Raw genomic sequence first — 24,598 nt, forward strand, 5'->3', positions numbered from 1 at the left:
CTCCTCAAGCGTACAAAGATCGACGGGACACTGCGGGCACGTTAGTACGTGCCACCGACAACCCCATACAGCAACGGCCGCCTCATCACACCCCCTAGATCTTGCCGCACGGGACTCGCAACATAACCGCGGCGCTATGGGCCGTCCGTGGGCCGTGAAAGGGTGCTCAACGTAGACCAACGCCGACAAGCGTCGACGCTTCGATCTCAGGTCAGCACACGGGAGGATTGCCATGCCCGAGGTCAACGCGACCGCTGGTCACTTCTTCGGCTACTGATTTAGTCCCTACGCCCGGCCTCTTCGCAGCCAAGTAGCGCATCGACACACGCCGCTGGCTACGCGGTCCGGCACCGAGGTCGCGCCCGCTGGTCGTCAATAGCGGTGGCCGGGCCAGTGCGCATCCGTCCAGCGGTCCTCGCCGGTGAGTCCGAGCAGCCGTATCCGGCGCTGCAGATCCGCCGATTCGCCCGACGCGCGGAGCCGCACTGCAGCGTGGTCGAGGAGCCAGGCGACCAGTTCGGCGCGCATCTCCTCCTCGTCGTGCTCGTACCAGCCGACGCTCCACGGCAGGCTGTCTCCCAGGAGCTCGTACTCCCATTCCGCCGCCGCCTCGGCGAGACGCTGGTCGCTGAGGTACCCGGTCTGCTTCTCCCATTCGGCGAGCCAGGGGCGGACCGTTCCGGACGCCTCGGCACACATCACGAAGACCTGGTGTGCCGGGACGACCGGATCCGGCTCAGTGAGGCTGTGCGCCCACCAGGCATGCAGAAACTCGCGTACCGGACTGGCGTAATCCTCAGGCCACTGCTGCCAGCGGCCGCGGGCGAAGGAGTACCCGGCCTCTTCCAGTCCGAACAGGGGTTCCGCGCGACCGGCGACCAGGACCGCGGCAAACTGCGGCAGGACGCGGCGCAGCACAGCCGCGTGATCGGTCCAGTCGATGGCCTGCCAGGTCCGGCGCAGGAGATCCGGCCCCAGCTCCACGTCCGGCGTCTTCAGAAGGGAGAGCTCCTCTGGACTGCCCCAGTGACACTCGCAGTTGTGCTCGTCCGGACGCGCTGTCATGCCGCGGAAGCTGACGGCAAGGTTGTCCAGGGCGGCGCTGAGACGGCGGTGTGCGGGACGGTCGGCGAGAAGCATGATGTGCCCGGCCTTCGAGGACTCCGTGCGGCTTCCGCCGGCCGAAGGTCGCCACTTTACCGGGTGAGGCGGGGCTGGCGCCGGCCGCCCTGGGACGGGTGCGGACCCGATCAGCTGACAGCAACGGTGGAGCAAGCGCTAAGCCCAGGCTGACATCCACGAGTGACATCAACAGCGCCGGACGGCAGCATGCCTGCATGGGCTGTCACAGCTGGCGCCACCACTCGGCTCCACGGCAGAGTCGAGCGCTGATTGGACCGCGTATCACTTCTCCCAGGCCAATCCGGTTTGACCGGGATGCGATAGCGCGCCCGCACTGCTGCGCCGGGTCGCCGGCACTATCGAGGCACTGGGCCCGGCGGAGATCCAGGACATCGTGATCCACTCAGAAATCACCGAGCATGGTGATTGGCCGGCGCTGGTGTACTACCACCTGCCGGAGGATTGATCAGCCGCCGAGGCGAGGAAACTCAGTGCCGGTAACGCGTGCCATAGCCGTGCCATGACGGACGGGGAACCAGGAGGAGATCCGCGACATCTCTGGAGACCAAGGGGCCATTCCACTCGCCACTGATCACACCGTGACGTGGCGGGGCGGGGCAGCGGACGGCGAGAGCATCCGCCCTGAGATCGTGTTGGGGTTTCACAGCCTGTGCCTGGTGAAGCCCATCAACGACGATGACTGGTCCATGGGCAGCATCATCCGTCGCTACCAGGGCTTCGGCGGGGAGGCGGTGGCGGACGCGAAGCTGCGGATGCCGCTCTACGCGATCCTCGAGAAGTACAACCGCATCGTCCGCGAGGCCTGACAGGTCATGATCACGGCATCCGACCCTTGGCAAGGGCACAACTTCGCAGCGCTGTTCCCCATCCTGATCGCCGGTGCGGTGACCGTGCTGAGCCTCACCGTGTACCTCTGCACACGGTTCACACGACAGGCCCGCCGACGGTACACCCCGTTCGCCGTATGGCGGGACGTGTCCCTGGCGACGACCGCCGTCGCGCTTGCCCTCTACCTGTGGGGGTGTCTCCACGTCCTCTTCCTCGAGGACCAGGAACAGGCCGAGGAGTGCGAGCGGCAGCGCCCCGAGGGAACACCGACCCTGGTCGGCCGCAGAGGCGACTTCATCCCGCTGCGGCTCGTGTGCGAGGCGTCGGACGGCCGCGACTACTCCGTCATCATCCCCGACTACATCAACCCCACCGTCGCCGTCCTGCTGCTGCTCACGCTCGCCTGCGCCCTCACCTCCGCCCTTCTCCACCAGGGGCAGCTCACGACAACACGGAAGAAAGGCTGACCTGTTGAGCCCACCGACATGACCCGCAGACACGCCGTCACCGCAGCGGCCGGTATCACCGCCGCCCCGAGCTTCACCTCCAGCAGTCCGATCGAGCAGCTCGGAGCGCCTTCGACATCACGTTCAACGACCGCCTCTCAGCAGCCCGTCAGTAACCCAACCACCCTGGTACACCCTTCGTTTGACAGTCCGGATCACTGCGATGAAGAACCTGTGCTGATCACCACAGGGAATTTCATGAGCGGTGGACGGTCCCGTTGTCCTCTGTCGCGGACGCGGCTCCCGGCAGCGCCTCGTGGGTCTCGGGGGTAAGGGCGGGCTTGCGGCGGTCACTCAGGCGGGTGGCGATGGGTTCGGTGTAGCGGGCGGTGAGCGGCCCGAGTACCACCAGGATCAGCACATAGGCGGTGGCCAGCGGGCCGAGTGACGGTTCGATGCCTGCGGTTACGGCCAGTCCGGCGATGACGATGGAGAACTCGCCGCGAGCCACGAGCGCGCCGCCCGCCCGCCACCGGCCCTTCGCCGAGATTCCGGCCCGCCTCGCCGCCCAGTAGCCGGTGGCGATCTTCGTGCAGGCGGTGACGACGGCCAGGGCCAGGGCCGGGAGCAGGACCGGGGGAATGCTGGCGGGGTCGGTGTGGAGACCGAAGAAGACGAAGAACACCGCGGCGAACAGGTCCCGCAACGGGCTGAGCAGGGTGTGGGCGCCGTCGGCGACCTCGCCGGACAGGGCGATGCCGACCAGGAACGCGCCGACGGCAGCGGAGACTTGCAGCTGCTGCGCGATTCCCGCTACCAGCAGCGTCAGTCCCAGCACCACGAGCAGGAGCTTTTCGGGATCGTTGCTGGACACGAACCGCGAGATCACCCGGCCGTAGCGGACGGCGGCGAACAGAACCAGCCCGGCCACGCCCAGCGCGATCGCCAGCGTGACGCTCCCCGCGGCCAGTCCCACGCCGGCCAGCAGCGCGGTGATGATCGGCAGGTAGACGGCCATGGCCAGGTCCTCGAGGACAAGAATGCTCAGGATCACCGGGGTTTCGCGGTTGCCGAGCCGCCCGAGGTCGCCCAGCACCTTGGCGATGACGCCGGAGGAGGAGATCCAGGTGACGCCCGCGAGGACGACGGCGGCCACCGGTCCCCAGCCCAGCAGCAGGGCCATCGCGGCGCCGGGCAGGGCGTTGAGCGTGGCGTCGACCAGCCCGGCCGGGTACTGGGTCTTGAGATTGCTGACCAGGTCGCTGGCCGTGTACTCCAGCCCCAGCATCAACAGCAGCAGAATGACGCCGATTTCGGCGCCGATGGCGACGAACTCCTCGCTGGTGCCCAGCGGCAGCAGCCCGCCCTTGCCGAACGCGAGACCGGCCAGCAGATACAGCGGGATCGGGGAGAACTGGAAGCGCCCGGCGAACCGGCCCAGCAACCCCAGGCCGAGGATGATCGCGCCGAACTCGATCAGAAAGACCGCGGAGTGCACCCGTTCACTCCCGCCCGAGTATCGCCACGGCCGCTTCCACGCCCTCGCGAGTACCGATCACGATCAGCGTGTCCCCGCCCGCCAGCCGGAACTCCGGCCCGGGCGACGGGATCGCCTCCGCGCGGCGCAGCACCGCCACGATCGACACACCGGTCTCGGTCCGCATGCGTGTATCGCCCAGCACCCGCCCGTTCCAGTACGAGACGGAGGACAGCTCGACGCGTTCGGCGACCAGGCCCAGATCGGTGGTGTGCAGCAGGTTCGGGCTGTGATGAGAGGGCATCAGCGCGTCGATCAGCGCCGTAGCCTCCCCGGCGGTCAACCGCAGCGACAACGCGCATTCGTCAGGATCGTCGCGCTCGTAGGCGTTCAGGGTCCGGCCGCCATCCCGGTGCGCGATCACCGACACGTGCCGGTGGTCGCGGGTGGTGAGGTCGTAGCGAACACCGATCCCCGGCAACGGTGTCTGGCTCAGACGTGGAGTAGGCACCACGGTCCCCCTGTTTCGCGGGCAGTCGTCAAGGCGGTGGACGCGCCGACGAGCCCGTGTCCGGAAATCTCCCTGCCCAGCCCGGCGGCATCCGCCGCCACTCTATCGATCTCCTGTTTGCCCCTGTTTATGCTGATGCCTAGTTGCCTGGGAGTGAGCTGCCGCCTACTCGAACTGGCTGTCGAGCTGAGGCACGCCGCTGGGGACAGGTGCGGTGACCCGCGTGGACGTACCCGCGCGCCCGCTGTCGTACGCCCGGCGATGATGAGGCCATGGACGTCACCGAGGTTCTCCTGCCCGGCGTCGGGCTGCGCTATGAGTTCGTCAATCACCAGGGCGACCGGGTCGGTGTCGTGGCGCGGAGGACCGGGGAGTTCGAACTGGTCGTCTACGAGGGCGAGGATCCCGACGCGGGGCGGCCCGTTCTCCAGCTCAACAGCGAGGAGGCCGACACGGTCGCCGAGATCCTTGGGGCACCACGGATCGCCGAGCGGTTCGCCGACCTCACCAAGGAGGTCCCCGGACTCCTGTCCGGACAGGTGGAGGTACGCCCGGGCAGCCCGTATGCCGGCCGACCGCTGGGCAGTACCAGGGCCCGGACGCGTACCGGAGCCTCCATCGTGGCCATCGTCCGCGGGGACGACGTGATCGCATCACCCACTCCCGACCAGATGCTCCAGTCCGGCTCTGTTCTGGTGGTCATCGGAACCCGGGAGGGTATCGCCGGTGTGGAACAGATCATCCAGGGCTGAGCGTGCACACCCCTGTCACGCTCCTGCTGGAACTCGGCATCATCCTCGCCGCGCTCAGCGTGCTCGGTACCGCGGCACGGCGCCTCACACTCTCGCCCATCCCCCTCTATCTCCTCGCGGGCCTGGCCATCGGCGAAGGAGGCATCGCGCCCGTCCCCGCCGCCGGTGAGTTCGTCCAGACGGGGGCGTCCATCGGGGTGGTCCTGCTCCTGCTCACACTCGGCCTGGAATTCTCCCTCAGCGAATTCACCGCCAGCATGCGGCGCCATGTGCCCTCCGCCGCCGTCGACCTCGTACTGAACGCGACACCGGGCGCGGTGGCCGGATGGCTGCTCGGCCTGGACGGCATCGGCATCCTGGCACTGGCCGGCGCCACCTACATCTCGTCCTCCGGCATCGTCGCCAGGCTCCTGTCCGACCTGCGGCGACTGGGCAACCGGGAAACGCCGGCCATCCTGTCGGTACTGGTCATGGAGGACTTCGCCATGGCCGTTTACCTGCCTGTGCTCGCCGTACTCGCCTCCGGCGGCCAGTGGTGGCAGGCCACCTTCGGCGTCCTCGCCGCTGTCGGCGCGGTGCTCGCCGCCTTCACCGTCTCCTACCGGTGGGGCCACCACCTCGGCCGGCTGCTCTCGCATCCCGACGCGGAACAGCTCCTGCTGCGGGTGCTCGGCCTGACGCTGATCGTGGCCGCCCTGGCCGAACTCGTCCACGCCTCCGCCGCCGTGGGTGCCTTCCTCGTCGGACTCACCCTCACCGGTGAGACCGCGACACGCAGCCGGGCGGTACTCAGCCCGTTGCGTGACCTGTTCGCCGCCGTCTTCTTCCTCGCCGTCGGACTGTCCGTCAGCCCGGACGATCTGCTGCCCGTGCTTCCGGCGGCCCTCGCGCTGGCCGCCGTCACCATCGCCACCAAACTGGTCACCGGCCGGTACGCCGCCGCCCGCGACAAGGCTGGGCGGCGCGGACAACTGCGCGCCGGAACAGCGCTCATCGCCCGCGGCGAATTCTCCCTCGTCATCGTCGGACTCGTGGGCACCATGCACGACAGTCTCGGCCCGTTGGTCACCGCCTACGTCTTCATTCTCGCCATCGTCGGCCCCCTCCTCACCCGCTTCGCGGGCACTTCCCCTCGCCCCGGAGCCCCACGACCGGCCACCAAGGACGTCGGCGGCGGTGCGGCTCATCCGTGATGGCAGACAGGCTCCACTCGTCGACCCACATCAGCGCGTACTCCTCATCCCATGCCCGGCAACATGACGGCGCTGCCCGCTGGTCGGCGGATCCGGTGGACAGTGCCCTGGCCCTGCAGCGTCCGGAGCATCGGCGGCACCTCCAATGGGCCGGTCCGGGCGAAAGGCAGCTGGACAGTCATGACGAACGCGCCGCTGAAGGCCGGGGCTCCGGCTGCGCTGAACCTCTCTGCCACCCGTGCACTTCTTCATGGGTGGTTCATGACAATCGCGACTGTTGTAGGCCCTGGCGGCGTGAAAACGTCTGAACGACACCGGCCGAAGGAGTGCGATGAACAAGGGGTACGCCGTCTTCTGCGACGCGAACCGGCAGTTCTACGACGCTCCGCACCGGTCTCACGAGGAAGGCAGCGGTTCCTCCGCTCTCTACGAGGCCGCGCGGCGCGAGCTTCCGGACGGCTGGCAGCGCCACCGGTCGGGCGACTGGCTGGCGTTCCGTCCGCTCGACAGTGCACTGCCCAACCAGGGATGGAAGATCCACATTTCCGCCTGCCTGGACAACGCGGAGAAGGTGCTCGCCCAGGTCTGGGACTACTGCGTCCCTCGATCCGTCGCCTTCAAGTGCATGCCTAGCCGGTACTTGCTGCACACCCGCAACGCCAAATACGCCGACCGCGCCGCCAGTGGGAAGTTCCTCACCGTCTACCCCGCCGACGACGACCAGTGCCGCACCATTGCGGAAGACCTGGACCGTCTGCTCGGAGGCGAGCCCGGTCCGTACATACTCAGCGACTTACGCTGGGGGGCGGGTCCGGTTCATGTGCGCTACGGCAGCTTCACAGAGCGGCACTGTTACGACGACCGGGGTGAGCTGTGCCCCGCGGTCGAGGACAACCATGGACGACTTGTTCCCGACCGGAGGGACCCGACGTTCCACGTCCCGAACTGGGTCACTCTCCCCGCGTTTCTCGAACCGCATCTGGCCGCCCGCTCCGCCACCACGCTCAACGACATCCCGTACCGGTTCGAGCGCGCGCTTCATTTCTCCAACGGCGGCGGCGTGTTCGTCGGCCGGGACCTGCGCACCGATGAGCAAGTGGTCTTGAAGGAGGCCCGGCCACACGCCGGCCTGGCCGCGGACGAAGCCGACGCGGTGGCCCGGCTGGAGCGCGAGAGGGATGCACTGCGGAGGCTGTCCGGGCTCGGCTGCACCCCCGAGGTGCGCGACTGGTTCACCCTGGGCGACCACTCCTTCCTCGTCATGGAGTTCATCGAGGGCCGCCCGCTCAACAGCTTCTTCGCACACCGGCACCCGCTGATCGAAGCGGATCCCAGCCCGGAGCGGCTCGCCGAGTACACCCAGTGGGCTATGCGGGTGCACCGCCTGGTGGAGGACGCCGTATCGGCGATCCACGCGCGGGGCGTGGCCTTCAACGACCTGCACCTTTTCAACATCATGCTGTCCGAGGACGAACGCTCGGTGGTGCTGCTGGACTTCGAGGCCGCCGCGGTCGATGACGTGAAGCGGCGTCAGGTGGTCGCCAATCCGGGGTTCGTCGCACCTGCCGACCGCAGGGGCTTCGACGTCGACCGGTACGCCCTGGCGTGCCTGCGCCTGGCCTTGTTCCTGCCCCTCACCAGTCTGTTCGCCGTGGACCGGGCAAAAGCCGCGCATTTGGCGGAGATCGCCGCCGAGCAGTTTCCGGTGCCGCGCGATTTCCTCCAGGAAGCGGTCGCCGAGATCCTTCGCGGCCATCGTGGCACGGACCTGCCGGGGGGCAGGATCCGCGGCGCAGCGGACCCCTACTTACCCGTGGAGCTCGCCGACTGGCCACGCAGCCGCGACTCCATGGTCCGGGCGATCCTGGCCTCCGCCTCTCCGGAACGGGAGGATCGTCTCTTCCCCGGAGACATAGCCCAGTTCCGGCCGGTCGGCGGCGCATGCTTCGCCTACGGAGCGGCCGGCGTCCTCCACGCCCTGGCCGAGACCGGCGCCGAACCGGCTCCGGAAGCGGAAGAATGGCTGCTGAGGGCCGCGAAGACCCCTCCTCCCGGCAGCCCACTCGGCTTCTATGACGGCCTGTCCGGCATCGCCTGGGTCCTGGACCGGCTCGGGCACCGCGAACGCGCCCTGGACCTCGTCGACACGATCACCTCCCAGAGCTGGGAGGAGATGGCCCCCGACCTGCACAGCGGACTGGCCGGACTCGGCCTGGCCCTCGATTCCCTGGCCATCTCCACGGGCGAGAGTGCCCTGCGCGACAAGGCGCTCAAGTGCGCCCGACTCGCGGCCGACGAGGCCGGCGCTTCCTCGTCCGGGCAAGCCGGCGCCGGGAACCCGCGGGCCGGACTCCTCCACGGAGCGACCGGAGCGGCGCTGCTCCACCTGCGTCTGTACGAGGCGACCGGCGACCACACCCTGCTGGACCTGGCCGCCGACGCGCTCCGCCGCGACCTGGCCCGTTGTGTACGAGGCGTGGGCGGAGCCCTCCAGGTCGACGAGGGCTGGCGGACCATGCCCTACCTGGGCGCCGGCAGCGTCGGCATCGGCATGGTGCTCGACGACTACCTCGTCCACCGCGCCGACGAGGAGTTCGAGAAGGCCAGGGGCGAAATCGTGCGGGCGGCGCAGGCCAAGTTCTATGCCCAGCCCGGGCTGTTCCGCGGTGCCGCGGGCATGGTGCTGCACTTGAGCCGCACCACGACCGGAGGCCCGGGCACCCACGCCGCCGATCTGCGCCGTCAGATCGACTCACTCTCGTGGGGCGCAATCCCCTACCAGGGGCATCTCGCCTTCGCCGGCGAGCAGATGATGCGCCTGTCCATGGACCTCAGCACCGGCACAGCCGGCTGCCTGCTCGCGCTGGGCAGCGCGCTGCACGACCAGCCCGTGCACCTGCCCTTTCTCCCGCCGCCACGGCGGCCCTGAAACCGGTCCCCCTACTCGGGGGGACCTGAGCAAGATCCGTCCCCATGAAGGAGAGGAACACCACCATGGCACTTCTCGACCTGCAGACGATGGAAACCCCCAAGTCCGAGGCCCCCGGCGAACTCGCGACCGGCGGCAGCCGCGCGAGCCTGCTGCTCTGCGGTGACAGCAGCCTGAGCGTCACCACCTGTAACTGACGCGTGGCACCACGGGACTTCGGCTCTGTGGTGACACCGGCGCAGCGGTCCCGGGCGAACAACGTCGCCCGGGACCGAGGCGTGACTGGCCCGCATCTCTCCGACGGAGGCGAGGACTGCACCCCTATGGCCCCGACGCCCCGGAATGCCCCGTCCCGCAACGCCACGGAACTCGTACACCTCTCCCGTGCTTCAGGCATCCTGGCCGGTGCGGTACGGCACAGTTCGGGCCGCACACTCGCCCTCTTCCTGTTCAGCGCCGCATCTGCCGCCGCGGCCGTCGCCCTGCCTGCCGCGCTCGGGCACACGCTCGACCTACTGCTCGAAGAAGCCGCGGGGGAAGAGGCCGCGGGGGTGGAGCGAGCCGTCGTGCTGTGCGCCGTGCTGGTCGCCGCCGAGGTTCTCTTCGATGCCCTGGAGGCCCTGGTCGGCGGCGCGACCAGCACCCGTAGTACCGCCTGGCTGCGCCGCTGCGGAGCCGGCCACCTCCTGTCCCTCGCGCCGCACCGTGCCGCCGACCGCTTCACCCCGGGCGACCTGGTGACCCGGCTGACCGGCAACGCCGCAGAGGCGGGCACCGCGCCCACCACGGCGGCCATCGGTCTGGCCTCGCTCCTCGTCCCGGTCGGCGGTCTGGTCTCCCTGGCGCACATCGACCTCTGGCTGGCCGTTGTCTTCGTTGCGGGGATCCCCCTGCTGGCCCTGTTGCTGCGGGTCTTCGCCCGCGGGTCCTCCGACAGCATCTCCCAGTACCAGCGCGTGCAGGCGGACGTCGCCGGCCGCCTCCTCGAAGCCCTCGGCGGCGCCCGTACCGTCGCCGCCGCGGGGACCGCCGAGCGCGAACTCACCCGCGTGCTGGCGCTGCTTCCCGAACTGGGCGCGCAGGGGCGGCGCATGTGGGAGGTCTACGGACGCGCATCGGTCGGCAGCGGGATTCTGGTGCCCCTGCTGACCACGGTGGTCCTAGCCGTCGGCGGGGTGCGGCTGGTCGGTGGAAGCCTGTCCGTGGGCGACTTGCTGGCAGCCGCCCGCTATGCCGCCCTCGCCGCCGGCCTGGGCGCGGTGGTCGGACAGCTCAACTCCCTCCTGCGCAGCCGCGCCGCGGCCCGTCGCATCGCCGACGTGCTCGCCCTTCCCGCCGTTCGCCACGGGACGCGTCCACTGCCCGCCGACGGTCCTGGGCGCGTCGAGCTGCGGGCGGTCACTCTCAGCCGCGGCGGCGCTCCCGTGCTGCGGGGGATCGATCTGGTCGTGCCCGGGGGCACGACGATGGCCGTCGTCGGGCGCTCCGGCGCGGGCAAGTCCACTCTCGCCGCCGTCGCCGGACGGCTGGCCGACCCCGACGCGGGGGTGGTGCTACTGGACGGCGTACCGCTGACCGAGGCCGATCCGTCCCAGCTGCGCCGGGAGGTCGGGTACGCCTTCGAACGGCCGGTCCTGTTCGGCGAAACGGTCGGCGCGGCCATCGGATTCGGACCGTACGAGCCCGCCGTCTGCGAGATCGGGGCCGCGGCGCGGGCGGCGGGGGCCGACACCTTCGTCCGGCTCCTGCCCGGCGGGTACTCGGCGCCGCTCGCCGACGCCCCCCTGTCGGGCGGAGAACTGCAACGCCTCGGGCTGGCACGGGCCTTCGCCCACGCCGGCCGTTTGCTGATCCTCGACGACGCCACCTCCAGCCTCGACAGCGTCACCGAACTCCACGTCGGCCGGGCACTCGTACACGACGTCCGGACAGGTACCCGGCTGCTGATCGCCCACCGCGTCTCCTCGGCGGCGCGTGCCGACCTGGTCGCATGGGTCGAGGACGGCCGTATCCGCAGGGTGGGCCCGCACGGACTTCTGTGGGAAGAGCCCGACTACCGGGCCGTGTTCGCGGACACCGGTCAGGACACGGGCGGGAGTTGATGACGATGACGGGCTCGCGGCTCCTGGCGCAGGCCGTGCGCTTCCTCGGCCGCCGCAAACGCGTGCTGTTGAAGCTCAGTGGCTGGTCCATGCTGGAATCGGCCCACACCTTCCTCGGCGGTTATGCCGTGGCGATGGCGCTCGACCGGGGATTTCTCGCCGGCCGCACCGGCACCGGCCTGGCGTGGCTGGCGGTGGCCGCGCTGGCCATCGTCATAGGTGGCCTGGCCACCGGCGGTGTCTTCCGAGGACTCGCCGACCTCGTCGAACCGCTGCGGGACGGCCTGGTACGCCGGGTGGTGACACGGTCGCTGAACCAGGCGCTGGCCGAACCGGCGCACGCCGCTGACAGCGCGGTGGTCTCCCGGCTGACCAACCAGACGGAGATCGCACGGGACAGCTTCGCGGGGCTGGTGCTCGTGGCCCGGTCCTTCGTCTTCACTTCAGTCGGGGCGCTTTTCGGGCTTGCGGCGCTCGCTCCCGCACTGCTGGTCGTCGTGGCGCCACCTCTGCTGACGGGACTGCTGCTCTTTCTGGCCACGCTGGTGCCGATGGCCGCCCGACAACGCGACTTCCTCTGTGCCGACGAGGCTCTGTCGGCACAGTTCGGCTCGATGGCTCAGGGTCTGCGCGACGTGGTGGCCTGCGGCGCAGGGGCACCCATCGCGGCGCAAACGCAGGCGCTGATCGACCAGGAAGCCAGGTCGGCACGGTCCCTCGCCCGGTGGGCGAGTGCCCGCTCACTGTCACTCGGCATAGCCGGACACCTCCCGGTGGTACTGCTCCTGGTCGCCGCACCCTGGCTGCTGCGTCAGGGCGTCACGGCGGGCGCCCTGCTCGGCGCGCTGACGTATCTGACCCAGGCCCTGCTGCCCGCTCTGCACAACCTGATGAACGCGCTTGGCGCGGCCGGCACCAGGCTGCTCGTGGTCCTCGGCCGGCTGTCCCCCGGGCCGGACCCCGGCCCGGCCGTCCCGGTGCCCGCGGGCAACCCCGAGCGGCCCGTGCGGGCACCGGGAAGCCTCGGCGCACCGCGGGTCGAACTGCGTGCGGTGACGTTCGCCTACGGCCCGGCGGCACAACCCGTGCTGCGCGGCCTCAACCTGACGATCGAGCCCGGCGAGCACCTCACCGTGGTGGGGCCCAGCGGCATCGGCAAGTCCACGCTGACCTGTCTGCTGGCCGGCCTGCTCCAACCGGACAAGGGCGAGGTACGGCTCCACGGCCGGCCGGCGCATGCGCAAGCCGGCCGTGGAGCCGACCCCTCCCGGCTGCGCGTGCTCATCCCGCAGCAGGCCTACGTCTTCACCGGCAGCCTCTACGAGAACCTGCTCTACCTCTGCCCGGACGGAGCTTCGCGGTCGGCGGTGGATGCCTCGTCGGAAGCGGTCGGCCTCGGCCCCCTGGTGCGCAGGCTCGGCGGGTTCGACGCACATGTCGATCCCGCGGCCCTGTCGCAGGGCGAAAGGCAGCTCATCGCGCTCGGCCGGGCGCATCTCTCCCCCGCGCCGCTCGTCATCCTGGACGAGGCCACCTGCCACCTCGATCCGGCGGCCGAGGCCCGGGCCGAACGGGCCTTCGCCCTGCGGCCCGGGACGCTGATCGTGGTTGCCCACCGGATCAGTTCGGCTCGGCGCGCCGACCGGATCCTGGTGCTCGACGGCCTCAGCGCCACCTGCGGGAGTCACCAGGAGCTGCTCGATCACTCGTCGCTCTACCGTGACTTGGTGGGACGCTGGCACGCCGAGAAGATCTGAGACGGCCCGCCCCGTCTACACCCAACCCGCCCCGTGCGAAATACGGACGGCGTCAGTCCAGTTCCGGGCGTTGGTCTTGCGGATGATTGCGGACATGTAGTTCCGCACAGTCCCCTTGCTCAGTTGCAGAGTGCTGGCGGTCTCAGGGACGTTGGCGCCGTCCGAAGCGAGTGCCAGCACGCTCAATTCACGGGGAGTCAGTGACATGTCGGCCGCCTGGACAAGGTCCGGGGCGAGCGAGGCGTCGACGTACCGCTTTCCCGCTGCCACAAGCCTGATCGCGTTCAGCAACTGGGTCGGCGACGCGTCCTTGTTCACAAAGCCCAGAGCCTTGGCCTGGGCGGCACGCCGCAGAACACCGGGCCTGCACGAGGTGGCCAGGACGAGCAGCTCGCATTTCTGCCCGGTGGGATGGGCCGGTAATCGCGAGGACCCCGGACAGTCCGCGTCCACGACACAGAGGTCGGGCCGTAACGAGCGAGCCTGGCTCGGTGCCTTCTCCCAACAGGCGGCTGTCGCCTCGATGCCGTCCGCATGTTCCAACAGCGCTGTAAGAGCCGATCGCATCAACCATATGTCGTGCACCAATAGCACCCGGGTCACGTTCGCCTCACTTCGACAAGAAGTACCGAAACTTGCGCCGCGCACGCCCACATCTACCCGGCTCGGACGGAGCGATGGCTCAGCTTTCGGCCAGCTGCGGGTGTCCCTTGCCCGAGCGGCGGGACCGGCCTCCACGGGGCGAGGTCGGCTCCCCCTCCTGCCTGGTGTTTCCATCTCCTGGCCGGACTCGGCGGCCGCTCGGGGTGCAGGGCACCGCGTCCGTTCTCCGGCTGGTCTTCCATACGGCCGTCAACGGAGTCCAGGTGGCTGCCACCAGCGCCGACGTGCTCGGCACCGAGCCGGACGTGGAGCAACCGGCCCGCCGGCGGCTGTGGCCGGTCCCCGCTGGTGGACACCGCCTGGCCGACGCGGTCACCCGCCGACGGCGCACCAGGTGCTGGACCGGTTCAAGCGTTGCGCACCAGGTCCGGGCCGGAGGCCTGCTCATTCGGCGCCTTCCGCTGAGCCTCGGCACGTCCGCCCTTCGCTCAGAGGCTCTGTAGTGCACAATTCCGCGCCGTGAACGCGGGGCAGCCAGGTTGGTAGGACACTGGTCGTATGGCCCTACCCAAAACGCATCAGTGCCCGGCCTGCTTGGACGGTGCCGCGCCGGACACGGTCCTTCACGAAGACCTCGTCGTCGGAGCACCGCTGTCCATGGAGGATCTCACCGACGCGCAGCGCCTCGACCGGTTCGCCCGCAAGTATGCCCACGACGGTTGCCAGGTCAGAGAAGTCCGGCGGGTCCCGCACGACACCTTGAGCGGCTACGCCTGGTCCGTCCGCTTCACCGAGAGTTCGTGACAAGTTGATCACCGGCCAGCTCCCGGCATATGCCCGTGAAGAGGAGCCCGGCCCAATGGACTTCCGCGTGGAGTGGTGAGGCCCGGGGCTGCTTTGTCGTCCGGGACTTCCCGGAGGGTGCTGCGCTCGGATGCACGAGCTCAGCCCGGATTCGCGCCGTGGGCGTTTTGGGCGGCGTCCCTTTGGAGTGCCGCCTGCGCGATGTTGCGGGCCATGCCGCCGAACACGACCGCGTGGAACGGCGACACGCTCCACCAGTAGACATGCCCGATCAGACCGTGCGGGTGGAACAGCGCCCGCTGCCGGTAGCAGGCCCGGCCCTGCTCGTCCCGGTCGGCGTACATCTCCAGCCAGGCAAGCCCCGGCAGGCGCATCTCGGCGCGCAACCGCAGCAGCCGGCCCGGTTCGATCTCCTCCACGCGCCAGAAGTCCAGCGAGTCCCCCACCCGCAGCCGTGCGGCGTCCCGGCGGCCACGGCGCAGTCCGGCGCCTCCGACCAGCCGGTCCAGCCAGCCCCGCACCGCCCACGCGAGCGGGAAGGAGTACCAGCCGTTGTCACCGCCGATCCCCTCGATGATCTGCCACAGTGCCTTCGGTGAGGCGTCGACAGCGAGCGCGCGCCGGTCGACGTAGAGGCTGCCGCCGGCCCAGTCGGGGTCCGTGGGCAGAGGATCGCTCGGAGCGGCGGGCAGCGATGCGGATGACCAGCGGGTGGTGACCTGAGCGTCCCGTACGCGCTGAAGGGCGAGGGTGAGGGCCTGGTCGAAGCCGATCGGTGCACCGGGCGGATCGGGTACGTACTGCGCGATGTCGTGCTCGCGGCAGACGACCTCGTGGCGCAGGGACTCGGCCAGCGGCCGGGCGAGGGAGGGGGGAACGGGCGTGACCAGACCGATCCACAGGCTGGAGAGGCGGGGGGTCAGCATCGGTACGCGCAGGATGAAACGGCGCGGCAGGCCGGCCACCACCGCGTACCGCCGCATCATCTGTTCGTAGGTCACGACGTCGGGCCCGCCGATGTCGAACGCGCGGTTCACCTCGTCGGGCATGTCCGCACTGCCCACCAGATACCGCAGCACGTCCCGGACGGCGATCGGCTGGATGCGGGTGCCGACCCAGCTCGGGGTGACCATGACCGGCAACCGCTCGGTCAGGTAGCGCAACATCTCGAAGGACGCGGAACCGGAGCCGATGATGACCGCGGCGCGTAGCACGGTCGCCGGCACCGGCGAGCGGAGGAAGGTCTGGCCGACCTCGGCGCGGGACCGCAGATGGGGTGACAGTTCGCGTTCCGGCACATCGGCCGGGGTCAGTCCGCCCAGGTAGACGATGCGCCGTACGCCCGCGGCGTGGGCCCGCTCGGCGAAGGCCCGGGCGGCCTTCCGGTCAGTTTCCTCGAAGTCGTCTCCTGCCCGCAGGGCGTGTACGAGGTAGTAGGCCACGTCGATACCGCGCAGAGCGTCGCGGACCGAATCCGGATCGGTCACATCCCCGCGGACCACCTCGGCGCGTCCTGCCCAAGGGTGGTCACGCAGCTTGTCCGGAGAGCGGGCCACGCACCGTACGCGGTGCCCGGCGTCCAGCAATTCAGGCACCAGCCGGCCTCCGATGTAGCCCGTCGCGCCTGTCACGAGACAGTGCAGGCTCTGCGTATCCCGGCCGCTCATGGGAGCCTCCGATCCGCGGGGTCCGACATTGCCACTCTCGCCCCTGTCGACGCATTCCGCCTATGGGGGGCGGCCCCGGATGCGGTGCCGCCCCCCATAGGCGCTCACCCCCTGCGGCCCTGGTGCCCGGGGGTGATCAGGAGAGGCGTACGGGCAGGGCGCGGTGTCCGTTGGAGATGAAGGAGTCCACAGGCCCCAACTCCTTGGGCGGCACGGCGAGGGCGAGGCCGGGGAACCGCTCGAAGAGCGCCGGCAGGGCGATTCGGGCCTCCATGCGGCCCAGCGGCGCCCCGAGGCAGTAGTGCACGCCGTAGCCGAAGGCCAAGTGCTCCTTGTCTGCCCGGGTGACATCGAAGCGGTCGGCATCCTTCCCGTACCGCTCGGGACTGCGTCCGGCGGCGGCGTACGCGGCCAGGATCGCCTCACCCTTGCGGATGATCGTCCCGTCCAGTGCGATGTCCTCCACGGCGTACCGCAGTGGCAGGCTGGCGACCGGGGCGTCCGACCGCAGCGTCTCCTCGATCACGTCGTCCCACGAGGCGCGGCCCGCCCGTACATGCGCGAGCTGTTCCGGGTGGGTGAGCAGTGCGTGGATGGCGTTGTCGATGAGATTGACCGTGGTCTCATGACCGGCGCTGATCATGAGCACCAGGGTGTCGAGCAGCTCCTGCTCGCTCAGCCGGGTGTCGCCCTCGTCGTCGCGTGCGGTGATGAGGCCGCTGGTCATGTCGTCGGCGGGCGCCTGTCGCTTGGCGGCGACGAGTTCACCCATGGCGGCGTAGATCCGGGTGTAGGTGGCGGTGACCTCTTCCGGATCGGCGGAGGTGTGGAAGATGCTGTCGACGATGGACCGCAGCTCCTCTCCCTTCTCCTCGGGAAGGCCGAACAGCTCGCTGATCACCTGGATCGGCAAGGGATAGGCGAACTCCTCCCGCAGATCCACCACGTTGTTCTGCTGCCCGGCCTCGGCGATGCGGTCCAGCAGATCCGTGGTGATCTCCTCGATGCGCGGCCGCAGAGCGGCGGTCCGGCGCGCGGTGAACGCCTTGGTGACCAGGGTCCGCAGCCGCTTGTGCTCGCCCCCGTACGCGGTGAACATGTTCTGCACCGCGACCCAGGTGAACAGCGGCCACTCCGGAGAGATCTCCCCGTTGATCCAGACCGGCCAGTGCCGGCGCGGGTCCTTGGATACCCGCGGATCGGTGAGCAACTCCTTCAGCAGATCGGGGCTGCTGACCGCCCACGCCTCGACCCCACCCGGGAGTTCGACGCGCGCCACCGGTCCCATCTCACGTAATCGGCTCGCTTCTCCGTGTATGTCGCGGCCGGCCGGGTCTATCACCAAGCGGGACTGGTCTCGCATCAGCGCCTCCCTGACATTCGCATTCCAATACGGCACTTGACGCACGCTACGCGTGGTACCGCTTCGGAACGAGACCGCACCGAACACGCTGCGTACGATGGCAACTTCCTTACGCCTGCGCCATGAGGGCGGCCAGTGGTAGTGCGGCGACGTTGTGGGCGCGGCGACGTTGTGGGCGCGCGGCGACGTTGTGGGCGCGCGGCGACCTGTGGCGGCAGCCGACACAATCCGGCTCGCCCGCCGCACGCTCCCAGGGTGTCGGGGCGCGCTCGCGCAGGGCAGTGTTGATCGCCTGGTGCGCATGCTCCATCCGCGACCAGCCTGACCGCGTTCAGCCCGGACCATTGCCAGAGCGAGTCGCCGTCAGACCCGGCCGCGTCGGCACGTCTCTCGCGGGAGACCGCCCCGCGCAGCGCCTGGCTGAATGTTCCGTGCCACTACGTGCCTCGACTACGCCAGTGCGGCCGGGCGGCGTTGGTCACCGCTCGCAGCAGCCACTCGACCGGACCGTAGGAATGACGGCGCAGCCACCACCGGCAGGCCACGACCTGGCACGCGAACAGGGCCAGCGCGATGCCCGTCACCAGCGGCGGTGGCACACGGCCCACCAGGGCGGCACCGAACCCGGTGAAGAGCAGGGCGCAGACCAGTGACTGGGCGAGGTAGTTGGTCAAGCTCATCCGGCCCGCCGGAGCCAGGACGGCGGCGAGGCGGCGGCCTCGACCGGTGGATATCAGCCGTAGCACGATGGCCGTATACGCGGCGGCCAGCAGAGGCGCGGTCACCACATCCGCGCCCAGCGCGAAAAGCTGGTAGGCGGTGCCCGGATGCTCCAGGCTCGCGTGCGCGTAGACCACGCCACCGGCCAGCCCGATGGGGAAGCCGACCCACTGCAGCCGCCGCAGCAACCGCTCGTGGCGGGTGACGTCGGCCAGGACCTCGTGATTGCCTGCGGCGAGACCGAGCAGGAAGGCGGCCAGAGCAGCAGGGGCTTGGAAGAAGATGAGCATGAACGCGACATCAGGCAGCTGCTCGAGGTGCGCCCCGATCACCGAACCCGGGCCACCGCGCAGCGCGTCGGTGGTCTGCTGGGCGTGGGCTGTCAAGGAGGCCGAGTCGATGCCACCATCGCCCGCCGCGTACTGAGCGAGGCCGAGCAGCAGGTAGCCGGCGGCTGTGACCGTGAACAGCACGACCGCGATGCGCACCGCCTTGCGGGGCCGGGTGCGGCGAGCGATGAGCAGGATCAGGCCCAACAGGGCGTAGGTGGTGAGGATGTCACCGGGGAAGAGAACAACGGCATGGAAGGCGCCGAGCGCGAACAACGCTGCGAGGCGGCGCAGGAACCGGGGAGCGAAGCGAACACCCCCGCGTTCGGCAGACTTCATTTGCAGGGTGAAGCTGTAGCCGAACAAGAAGGAGAACAGCAGGTAGAACTTGGCCTCGAACAGCATCGCCACCACAAAGCGCACAGCGCGGTCGGCGGGTGAGTCGAAGCCGGTGTCTTCCAGGCCGGTGCCGTGGTAAGCGGAGGCGAGGTAGGTGATGTTGACCATCAGGATGCCGAAGAGCGCGAAGCCCCGCAGCGCGTCGATGTCCGCGATCCGTCGCACTGCCGCGGTTGCGGCCGTCGGCTGCGTCGTCGTGCCGGTCACGCGGCCTCTCCCTTGCTGTGGTCGTCGACGTGATCGAGGAAGCGGCGCTGGTCGGCGAGGAACCCGCTCGCGAACAGCGCCCTGGGCGCGAAGAGCGCAGTCAGTGTGACCCTGACCTCCGAATGTTCAACACCGTGCTTCACCAGGGAGTGAGTGGCGTCGGGATAGTGCTCGACCTGCGGGCCGGGAGCCTGGAGCAGCTTGCGGTAGGCGGTTTCGGTGTCGGTGACGTCGACGTTGATGTCGCGGCCGGCCAGGATCAGCAGGACGGGCGCCCCGCGAATCGCCCGCAGGTCTGCCGTGGCGTCGGCGGTGTAGTTCTTCGAGATGAACCGCCACCGGTCTGCCGTCATGCCCTGGGTGTCTCCGGTCTTGGCCCGGTACTCCTCGAACGACGCGCCGCGGCACAGCAGTTGCAAGGTGGTCTCCCGCCGCCGCAGCGCCGTCTCGACCTGCTCGGCGGAGGCGCCGTCCTCGCGCATCTGGGCGAGGAGGTTGTAGCGGCCTTGCTGCTGCCAGTTCACAGCCGGGGATACGGCGATGACGAACCGCAGTCCGGGAGTGCGGGCCGCGACCTTGGGCAGCACCCATCCCGCCTGGCTCGCTCCCCACAGTCCGATGCGGCGACTGTCGATGTCCGGCCGCTGACGCGCCCAGGAGATGGCATCCATGGTCTCGTCGGCCCGGTCCTCCATGCTCTGGTCCAGCCAGTTGCCCGACGAACCGCCCACTCCGGGCTTGCTCCAGGACAGTGAGGCGTACCCGGCTCTGGCGAACGACTCCCACAGCGGCCGGTAGAAGGTGTCATGGGTGGCGTCGACCGGCCCGTCCCCGTGCACGAAGACGACCAGCCCGTACGGCCCCCGGCCCTCCTTCGGCGTGGCCAGCACGCCATCGAGCGCATCTCCACCATGCCGGAGGGTGACTCGCTCCTCCCGGATGTTGTAGGAGTTCTGCCAGATCACCACTGCACCCAGCCCCGCTGTCACCAGCAGTAAGCCCGCCAAGGACCAGACCACTGCTTTCACCCGGCGACGCCTGCCCCCGGGCACACCCCCGCGTTGTCTCGATCGCACACCCACCCCTATCTATCGCTTAAGAAACGATCGTTTAGTGAACGAACGTACTACAGTGGATAGTGGCATCGCTACAGCGCGCAGGACAAGAAGCGAGGAGGGCCGGGAATGGCCAACGCGGAGAACAGACGGGAAGCCAGGAGCACCGCTGAAGGCGGACCGATGACCGTCCGGCGCGGCGTGCCGGACGGAGCCGAGGAACGCGTCGCCGAGCTGTACTGGGAGGCGTTCGGCCGGAAACTGGGCGCAGCGCTCAACCCACCCGCCACAGGCAGGCACTTCATCGCGACACATCTGCACCGGGACCGGGCTGTGGTGGCACTCGCCGGCGACCAGGTGGTGGGAGTGGCCGGCTTCCAGCTCGACGGGCGCGGGCTCACCGGCGGAGGCGTGAGCGATGTCCTCAATACGTACGGCCTGTTCAGAGGAATCCCGCGACTCGCAGTTCTGGCCCTGCTCGAACGCACCCCGGCACCAGGACAGCTCGTCATGGACGGCATCGCAGTCGACGCGGACTTCCGCGGCAACGGCATCGGCAGCCTGCTCCTGAGGGAGACGTTGCGTGTCGCCGTCGACCACCTCTGCGACGAGGTCCGGCTTGACGTCATCGACGTCAATCCCCGCGCACGCGCCCTCTACGAACGGCACGGATTCACCGCGTTCCACACCGAACAGACGCCCTACCTGCGACGCCTGATGGGGTTCGGCGCCGTCACCACCATGCACCGCTCCATCGCCCCGCCCTTGGGAGAGGTCGCCCCGCCTGCCGGAGAGCGGGCGTGACCACCGGGGAAACGCGCATCCCACACGCCTATGCTCGGCCCATGCCCGAAGCCGCCCCCGAGATCCCCACCCGCCTGCTCGTGCATGCCATGGTCCGCGAGGATGGCACCGTCGACGCCGGCGAGCTCTACACCATCGCGGGCACCCTTGGAATGAGCGACCAGCAGGTACGTCTGTGCATCAAACGACTCGTTGCCGAAGGCCGCTTCACCCACGAAGGCCGCGGCCGCAAAGCCCTGCTGCGCGCCACCGCCGACGTCACGGGATCCCTTGCGCCAAACGTCGACTACGTCCGCTACGCGTACCAACAGGACCGTGGTCACGCCCCCTGGGACGGCGTCTGGCACCTCTTCGCGTTCGCCATCCCGGAATCAGCCAGAGCGGCCCGCGACATCCTGCGCGACACCCTCCTCAAGCTCGGCGCAGCCGCCGTCCAGGGCGGCCTGTACGTCAGCGCCAACCCCATCGAGAAACACGTCGAGGCCCAGGCGCGGCACCTCGGCATCCTGGATGCCGTCACCTTCCTCACCAGCAGCGACCTGCGCACAGGCGAACACCGCGCCCCCACTGACCTGGCATCCGAACTCTGGCCCCTGGCAGAGATCGCCGACCGTTACGACCGGCTCGCCGTACTCGCCCAGGCCCGACTCGACCAACTCGACCAACTCGACGACACCGCAAGCCCGACCGAAACCGAACGGCTGACCATCGCCATCGAACTCGCAGCCGAGTTCACCCGCGCCATGGAACCCGACCCCCTCCTCCCACCCGAGCTCCTCCCCCAGCCCTGGACCGGCACACACGCCCGCCACCTCGCGGCCCGCTGCTGGACCCAGCTCCTCGAGTACCCAACAGTCGCGGTGGCGGACAACCATCCACGACCGCGCCTCTTCAGTCTGTATGCCGACGTCATCCACGACGGAGCACATCAAGCACGCTGAGCCTCTGCGGTTCCGTCAGGCCCGTATGGCGTAGAGGTGGCCGTCGTCGCAGGTGACGAAGACCGCTCCGGCAGCCGCGACTGGATCCGAGGGGTTGCCTTCCAGTTCGAGCGACCAGCGCTTGCGGCCGGTGCCGGCGTTGACGGCGTAGAGCGTGTTGTTGCCGGACGCGTAGACGGTGCCGTCCCGCACGGCCGGCGCCGCGCTGGTCCCCGAGTTGCTCTCGGAGTTGTGCATGGGGAACGCCCAGCGCTTCCGGCCCGTCGCCGCGTCCAGTGCGAACAGCTCAAGCTCGTACGTGACATAGACAACGCCCCCGGACACAACCGGCGAGTAGTCCGTGACCTGGGCCGCCCACCGCCAACGCCGTTTCCCCGTCTTGGCGTCGACGGCGTGGAGGTTGCCGTCGCGGCTGCCGATGTAAACGACGCCGTCGGCCACGGCGGGCGAGGAGACGAGGTCGCTTCCGGTCGGGTAGCTCCAGCGGAGGCTGCCCGACCCGGCGTCCACGGCGTAGAGGGAATTGTCCATACTGCCCACGTAGACGGTGTCCCCCGACACCGTCGGCGTGGAGTCGAGCGCGTACCCGGCGGTGAATTTCCAGCGCTGCTTTCCGGACTGCGCATCCACCGCATACAGATTCGTGTTGTCGCTGGCGAAGTAGACGGTGCTGCCGGACACCGTGGCCGATGACCCGATGCCGGGCATTGAGCCGCCCCCGTCGCCGGTGGTGAACTCCCAGCGCTTGGCGCCCCGGGTACGGTCGATCGCCAGGAGCTTGCCCTTGATGGTGCCGACGTAGACCCTGCTGCCGTCCGTGGCGGGAGTCGACCAACTGGTCCCGATGCTGCTCTTCCAGATCCGGTCGCCCGTCCGTACGTTGACCGCGTACAGATGCCCGTCGGCGGAGGCACAGTACGCGGTGGAACCGGCGAGCGCGGGCGGGCGGCTTCCATAGTCTCCGCCATGTCCGATGTCGGTCCGCCAGAGCTGCTTGCCGGAACTCACATCGGCCGCGGGCGTGGCAGATGGCGCCCCCGACCGCGGCGACGCCGTGCTCGCCCCGCTGCTTCCCCCGGTGCGTGGCGTATCGCCACGGCTCCCGTCGCGGAGCACCCAGGCCATGGTGCCGAGGCCCGCCGCGCCCACCGACGCGGCCCCGGTCAGGACCCTGCGTCGGGTCACGCTCCCTGCTCTCCCTGCGGGCGGCCCGGAGCGTTCTGGTTTACGTAGCACCGAGCTGTCGCCGGGCGGGTGTGGCCCGGGCCCGGCGGGGGCCCGGCCGAGTTCGGTGGGCGGGTGGGGGTGCGGCTGCGGCTGCGCGTGCGGCTCGGGTTGCGGCTGCTGTTGCGGTTGCGGCACCGGGCTCGCGCCGCCCGTGGCGAGCTGAGGTTGCTCGTCGTCGTGAGGCACCGGATCCGGCGCGCTTCCCGCTTCGGGGTCTGCGCCGGTGCTCGTGCCCGCATCTCTGACGGGCGCCTTGGGCAGAAGGCCGACGGTGGTCCCTCCGGGACCGTTGCCGACCCCACCGGGGCCGTCCTCGCGCTCGGGTCCGGAGTGCTCCGAAGCGGGCAGTTCCTGCGGTGGTTCGGCCCCCAGAACCGCGGTTACCCGGTCCAACAGGTCGTGCGACACCGGAGCAGGCAGCCAGTCAGGGCCAGGCCCGCCCCCGGCGCGCTCCTGGCCCTGGGCCTCCAGCCGGAGTTCGGCGGGGGTCGGCCGGGCAACCGGATCCTTGGACAGGCAGCGCAGAGCCATGGCCCGGAGCGCGTCGGGCATCCCATCGAGCACCGGATCCTCATGGACCGTACGGAACATCATGACTTGGGCCTCGCTGACGCCGAACGGCCCTCGGCCGGTGGAGGCGAAGGCGAGCACGGCGCCCAGGGCGAAGACGTCGGTGGACGGGGCCACGGTGGACCGGCCGGTGATCTGCTCCGGCGACATGAAGCCGGGAGTGCCCACGGTGACCCCGGTACCGGTCAGCGCGCTCGCGGTGGTGGAGTACGCAATCCCGAAATCGATCAACCTAGGCCCACCGGAAGTCAGCAGGACGTTGGAGGGTTTGAGGTCCCGGTGCACGAGGCCGACGGAGTGGATGGCGTCGAGCGCCTCGGCGAGACCGCTCACGAGCGGCCAGAGCGACCGCTCGGGCAGCGGTCCGTGGGCGGACACGGCATCGGTCAAGGACAGCCCGGGAACGTACTCGGTCGCGAACCACGGTCTTTCGGCGTCGGGATCGGCGTCCACTACGACGGCGGAGTACGGACCACTGACTTCCCGCGCACTCGCCACCTCACGGGCGAAGCGCTTGCGGAACTCCGGGTCGTCGGAGAGCTCCGGCCGCGTCGTCTTGACGACCACCGCCCGGCCGCCGGCGGACCGCCCGAGGAAGACCTGCCCCATGGCCCCGCTGCCGAGTCGGCCCACGATGCGGAACGGGCCGATGGCCCGCGGGTCTTCGGTCCGTAAAGACTGCACCTGCGTTCTCCCCCTCGATGCCGTGGCATACCGGCCATACCCCGATGCACCCGGTTCCACCCGGCGGAGCCGCCCGGGTCAATGGGC

Annotated in this window: 22 protein-coding genes; 12 read left to right on the forward strand and 10 right to left on the reverse strand. The window is 69.6% G+C overall.

Annotated elements, in window-relative coordinates:
• Positions 1 to 372: 372 nt before the first annotated feature.
• The gene (locus ACH492_RS25780) at positions 373 to 1,140 is read right to left on the reverse strand and encodes a hypothetical protein (RefSeq protein ID WP_398990054.1); all 768 of its coding nucleotides are present in this window, start codon (positions 1,138 to 1,140) and stop codon (positions 373 to 375) included.
• 659 nt (positions 1,141 to 1,799) lie between these two features.
• Between ACH492_RS25780 and ACH492_RS25785 the strand changes: the two genes are divergently transcribed.
• Entirely contained in the window at positions 1,800 to 1,949 is a 150-nt protein-coding gene (locus ACH492_RS25785; RefSeq protein ID WP_398990055.1) for a hypothetical protein, read from the forward strand.
• Between the two features lie 6 nt (positions 1,950 to 1,955).
• Positions 1,956 to 2,438, forward strand: a complete 483-nt coding sequence (locus ACH492_RS25790) for a hypothetical protein (protein WP_398990056.1) — start codon at positions 1,956 to 1,958, stop codon at positions 2,436 to 2,438.
• Between the two features lie 235 nt (positions 2,439 to 2,673).
• On the opposite strand, the gene ACH492_RS25795 is transcribed toward ACH492_RS25790, so the two are convergent.
• Positions 2,674 to 3,915 (reverse strand): cation:proton antiporter, encoded by a 1,242-nt coding sequence (locus tag ACH492_RS25795; protein ID WP_398990057.1) that lies wholly within the window; start codon positions 3,913 to 3,915, stop codon positions 2,674 to 2,676.
• A 4-nt stretch (positions 3,916 to 3,919) separates the two neighbouring features.
• Entirely contained in the window at positions 3,920 to 4,405 is a 486-nt protein-coding gene (locus tag ACH492_RS25800) for a cation:proton antiporter regulatory subunit (RefSeq protein WP_398990058.1), read from the reverse strand.
• A gap of 272 nt (positions 4,406 to 4,677) precedes the next feature.
• On the opposite strand from ACH492_RS25800, the gene ACH492_RS25805 reads away from it, so the two are divergent.
• The 6 genes from ACH492_RS25805 (at position 4,678) to ACH492_RS25830 (ending at position 13,138) form a co-directional block, all read left to right on the forward strand.
• Positions 4,678 to 5,157 (forward strand): cation:proton antiporter regulatory subunit, encoded by a 480-nt coding sequence (locus ACH492_RS25805; protein WP_398990059.1) that lies wholly within the window; start codon positions 4,678 to 4,680, stop codon positions 5,155 to 5,157.
• A 2-nt stretch (positions 5,158 to 5,159) separates the two neighbouring features.
• Positions 5,160 to 6,350, forward strand: coding sequence for a cation:proton antiporter (locus ACH492_RS25810; protein WP_398990060.1), 1,191 nt, complete (start codon positions 5,160 to 5,162; stop codon positions 6,348 to 6,350).
• Between the two features lie 331 nt (positions 6,351 to 6,681).
• On the forward strand, positions 6,682 to 9,279 hold the full coding sequence (gene lanKC / locus ACH492_RS25815; protein ID WP_398990061.1) for a class III lanthionine synthetase LanKC: 2,598 nt from the start codon (positions 6,682 to 6,684) through the stop codon (positions 9,277 to 9,279).
• Between the two features lie 65 nt (positions 9,280 to 9,344).
• Positions 9,345 to 9,476 (forward strand): SapB/AmfS family lanthipeptide, encoded by a 132-nt coding sequence (locus ACH492_RS25820; RefSeq protein ID WP_398990293.1) that lies wholly within the window; start codon positions 9,345 to 9,347, stop codon positions 9,474 to 9,476.
• 126 nt (positions 9,477 to 9,602) lie between these two features.
• Positions 9,603 to 11,381 carry an ABC transporter ATP-binding protein gene (locus tag ACH492_RS25825; protein WP_398990062.1) on the forward strand — a complete coding sequence of 593 codons (1,779 nt, stop codon included), beginning with the start codon at positions 9,603 to 9,605 and terminating at the stop codon, positions 11,379 to 11,381.
• A 5-nt stretch (positions 11,382 to 11,386) separates the two neighbouring features.
• Complete coding sequence (locus ACH492_RS25830) at positions 11,387 to 13,138, forward strand: ATP-binding cassette domain-containing protein (RefSeq protein ID WP_398990063.1); 1,752 nt, start codon at positions 11,387 to 11,389, stop codon at positions 13,136 to 13,138.
• Between the two features lie 15 nt (positions 13,139 to 13,153).
• On the opposite strand, the gene ACH492_RS25835 is transcribed toward ACH492_RS25830, so the two are convergent.
• Positions 13,154 to 13,705: a LuxR C-terminal-related transcriptional regulator gene (locus tag ACH492_RS25835; RefSeq protein WP_398990064.1), complete on the reverse strand. Its 552-nt coding sequence runs from the start codon at positions 13,703 to 13,705 to the stop codon at positions 13,154 to 13,156.
• A gap of 299 nt (positions 13,706 to 14,004) precedes the next feature.
• Here ACH492_RS25835 and ACH492_RS25840 point away from each other — a divergent pair, with 299 nt between their 5' ends.
• Together ACH492_RS25840 and ACH492_RS25845 are read left to right on the forward strand one after the other, a co-directional pair.
• Positions 14,005 to 14,244: a hypothetical protein gene (locus ACH492_RS25840; RefSeq protein ID WP_398990065.1), complete on the forward strand. Its 240-nt coding sequence runs from the start codon at positions 14,005 to 14,007 to the stop codon at positions 14,242 to 14,244.
• A 55-nt stretch (positions 14,245 to 14,299) separates the two neighbouring features.
• Positions 14,300 to 14,545: a hypothetical protein gene (locus ACH492_RS25845; RefSeq protein ID WP_398990066.1), complete on the forward strand. Its 246-nt coding sequence runs from the start codon at positions 14,300 to 14,302 to the stop codon at positions 14,543 to 14,545.
• A gap of 140 nt (positions 14,546 to 14,685) precedes the next feature.
• Here the strand turns inward: ACH492_RS25845 and ACH492_RS25850 are convergent, their stop codons facing one another.
• The 5 genes from ACH492_RS25850 to ACH492_RS25870 all read right to left on the reverse strand — a co-directional run bounded on the left by ACH492_RS25850 (position 14,686) and on the right by ACH492_RS25870 (position 20,258).
• Positions 14,686 to 16,212 (reverse strand): SDR family oxidoreductase, encoded by a 1,527-nt coding sequence (locus tag ACH492_RS25850; RefSeq protein WP_398990067.1) that lies wholly within the window; start codon positions 16,210 to 16,212, stop codon positions 14,686 to 14,688.
• 136 nt (positions 16,213 to 16,348) lie between these two features.
• Entirely contained in the window at positions 16,349 to 17,575 is a 1,227-nt protein-coding gene (locus ACH492_RS25855; RefSeq protein WP_398990068.1) for a cytochrome P450, read from the reverse strand.
• Positions 17,576 to 17,684: 109 nt separating this feature from the next.
• Positions 17,685 to 17,885 carry a hypothetical protein gene (locus ACH492_RS25860; RefSeq protein ID WP_398990069.1) on the reverse strand — a complete coding sequence of 67 codons (201 nt, stop codon included), beginning with the start codon at positions 17,883 to 17,885 and terminating at the stop codon, positions 17,685 to 17,687.
• 127 nt (positions 17,886 to 18,012) lie between these two features.
• Positions 18,013 to 19,230 (reverse strand): DUF418 domain-containing protein, encoded by a 1,218-nt coding sequence (locus ACH492_RS25865; protein WP_398990070.1) that lies wholly within the window; start codon positions 19,228 to 19,230, stop codon positions 18,013 to 18,015.
• Complete coding sequence (locus ACH492_RS25870; protein WP_398990071.1) at positions 19,227 to 20,258, reverse strand: alpha/beta hydrolase family protein; 1,032 nt, start codon at positions 20,256 to 20,258, stop codon at positions 19,227 to 19,229. Before ACH492_RS25870 ends, ACH492_RS25865 begins: the two co-directional genes overlap by 4 nt.
• Positions 20,259 to 20,468: 210 nt before the next feature.
• Here ACH492_RS25870 and ACH492_RS25875 point away from each other — a divergent pair, with 210 nt between their 5' ends.
• Positions 20,469 to 21,089 (forward strand): GNAT family N-acetyltransferase, encoded by a 621-nt coding sequence (locus tag ACH492_RS25875; protein WP_398990072.1) that lies wholly within the window; start codon positions 20,469 to 20,471, stop codon positions 21,087 to 21,089.
• 41 nt (positions 21,090 to 21,130) lie between these two features.
• Positions 21,131 to 22,030, forward strand: a complete 900-nt coding sequence (locus tag ACH492_RS25880) for a PaaX family transcriptional regulator C-terminal domain-containing protein (RefSeq protein ID WP_398990073.1) — start codon at positions 21,131 to 21,133, stop codon at positions 22,028 to 22,030.
• Positions 22,031 to 22,045: 15 nt separating this feature from the next.
• On the opposite strand, the gene ACH492_RS25885 is transcribed toward ACH492_RS25880, so the two are convergent.
• Complete coding sequence (locus ACH492_RS25885; RefSeq protein WP_398990074.1) at positions 22,046 to 24,511, reverse strand: PQQ-binding-like beta-propeller repeat protein; 2,466 nt, start codon at positions 24,509 to 24,511, stop codon at positions 22,046 to 22,048.
• Between the last annotated feature and the right edge of the window lie 87 nt (positions 24,512 to 24,598).

This window comes from Streptomyces sp. NPDC019443, assembly GCF_044389785.1.
Taxonomy (GTDB): domain Bacteria; phylum Actinomycetota; class Actinomycetes; order Streptomycetales; family Streptomycetaceae; genus Streptomyces.

Bases quoted from the DNA above. Each gene is read 5' to 3' on its own strand.
- ACH492_RS25780 (WP_398990054.1), bottom strand. From the start codon at position 1,140: ATGCTTCTCGCCGACCGTCCCGCACACCGCCGTCTCAGCGCCGCCCTG.
- ACH492_RS25790 (WP_398990056.1), top strand. From the start codon at position 1,956: ATGATCACGGCATCCGACCCTTGGCAAGGGCACAACTTCGCAGCGCTG.
- ACH492_RS25805 (WP_398990059.1), top strand. From the start codon at position 4,678: ATGGACGTCACCGAGGTTCTCCTGCCCGGCGTCGGGCTGCGCTATGAG.
- lanKC (WP_398990061.1), top strand. From the start codon at position 6,682: ATGAACAAGGGGTACGCCGTCTTCTGCGACGCGAACCGGCAGTTCTAC.
- ACH492_RS25820 (WP_398990293.1), top strand. From the start codon at position 9,345: ATGGCACTTCTCGACCTGCAGACGATGGAAACCCCCAAGTCCGAGGCC.
- ACH492_RS25825 (WP_398990062.1), top strand. From the start codon at position 9,603: ATGGCCCCGACGCCCCGGAATGCCCCGTCCCGCAACGCCACGGAACTC.
- ACH492_RS25830 (WP_398990063.1), top strand. From the start codon at position 11,387: ATGACGGGCTCGCGGCTCCTGGCGCAGGCCGTGCGCTTCCTCGGCCGC.
- ACH492_RS25835 (WP_398990064.1), bottom strand. From the start codon at position 13,705: ATGCGATCGGCTCTTACAGCGCTGTTGGAACATGCGGACGGCATCGAG.
- ACH492_RS25845 (WP_398990066.1), top strand. From the start codon at position 14,300: ATGGCCCTACCCAAAACGCATCAGTGCCCGGCCTGCTTGGACGGTGCC.
- ACH492_RS25850 (WP_398990067.1), bottom strand. From the start codon at position 16,212: ATGAGCGGCCGGGATACGCAGAGCCTGCACTGTCTCGTGACAGGCGCG.
- ACH492_RS25855 (WP_398990068.1), bottom strand. From the start codon at position 17,575: ATGCGAGACCAGTCCCGCTTGGTGATAGACCCGGCCGGCCGCGACATA.
- ACH492_RS25860 (WP_398990069.1), bottom strand. From the start codon at position 17,885: ATGGAGCATGCGCACCAGGCGATCAACACTGCCCTGCGCGAGCGCGCC.
- ACH492_RS25875 (WP_398990072.1), top strand. From the start codon at position 20,469: ATGACCGTCCGGCGCGGCGTGCCGGACGGAGCCGAGGAACGCGTCGCC.
- ACH492_RS25880 (WP_398990073.1), top strand. From the start codon at position 21,131: ATGCCCGAAGCCGCCCCCGAGATCCCCACCCGCCTGCTCGTGCATGCC.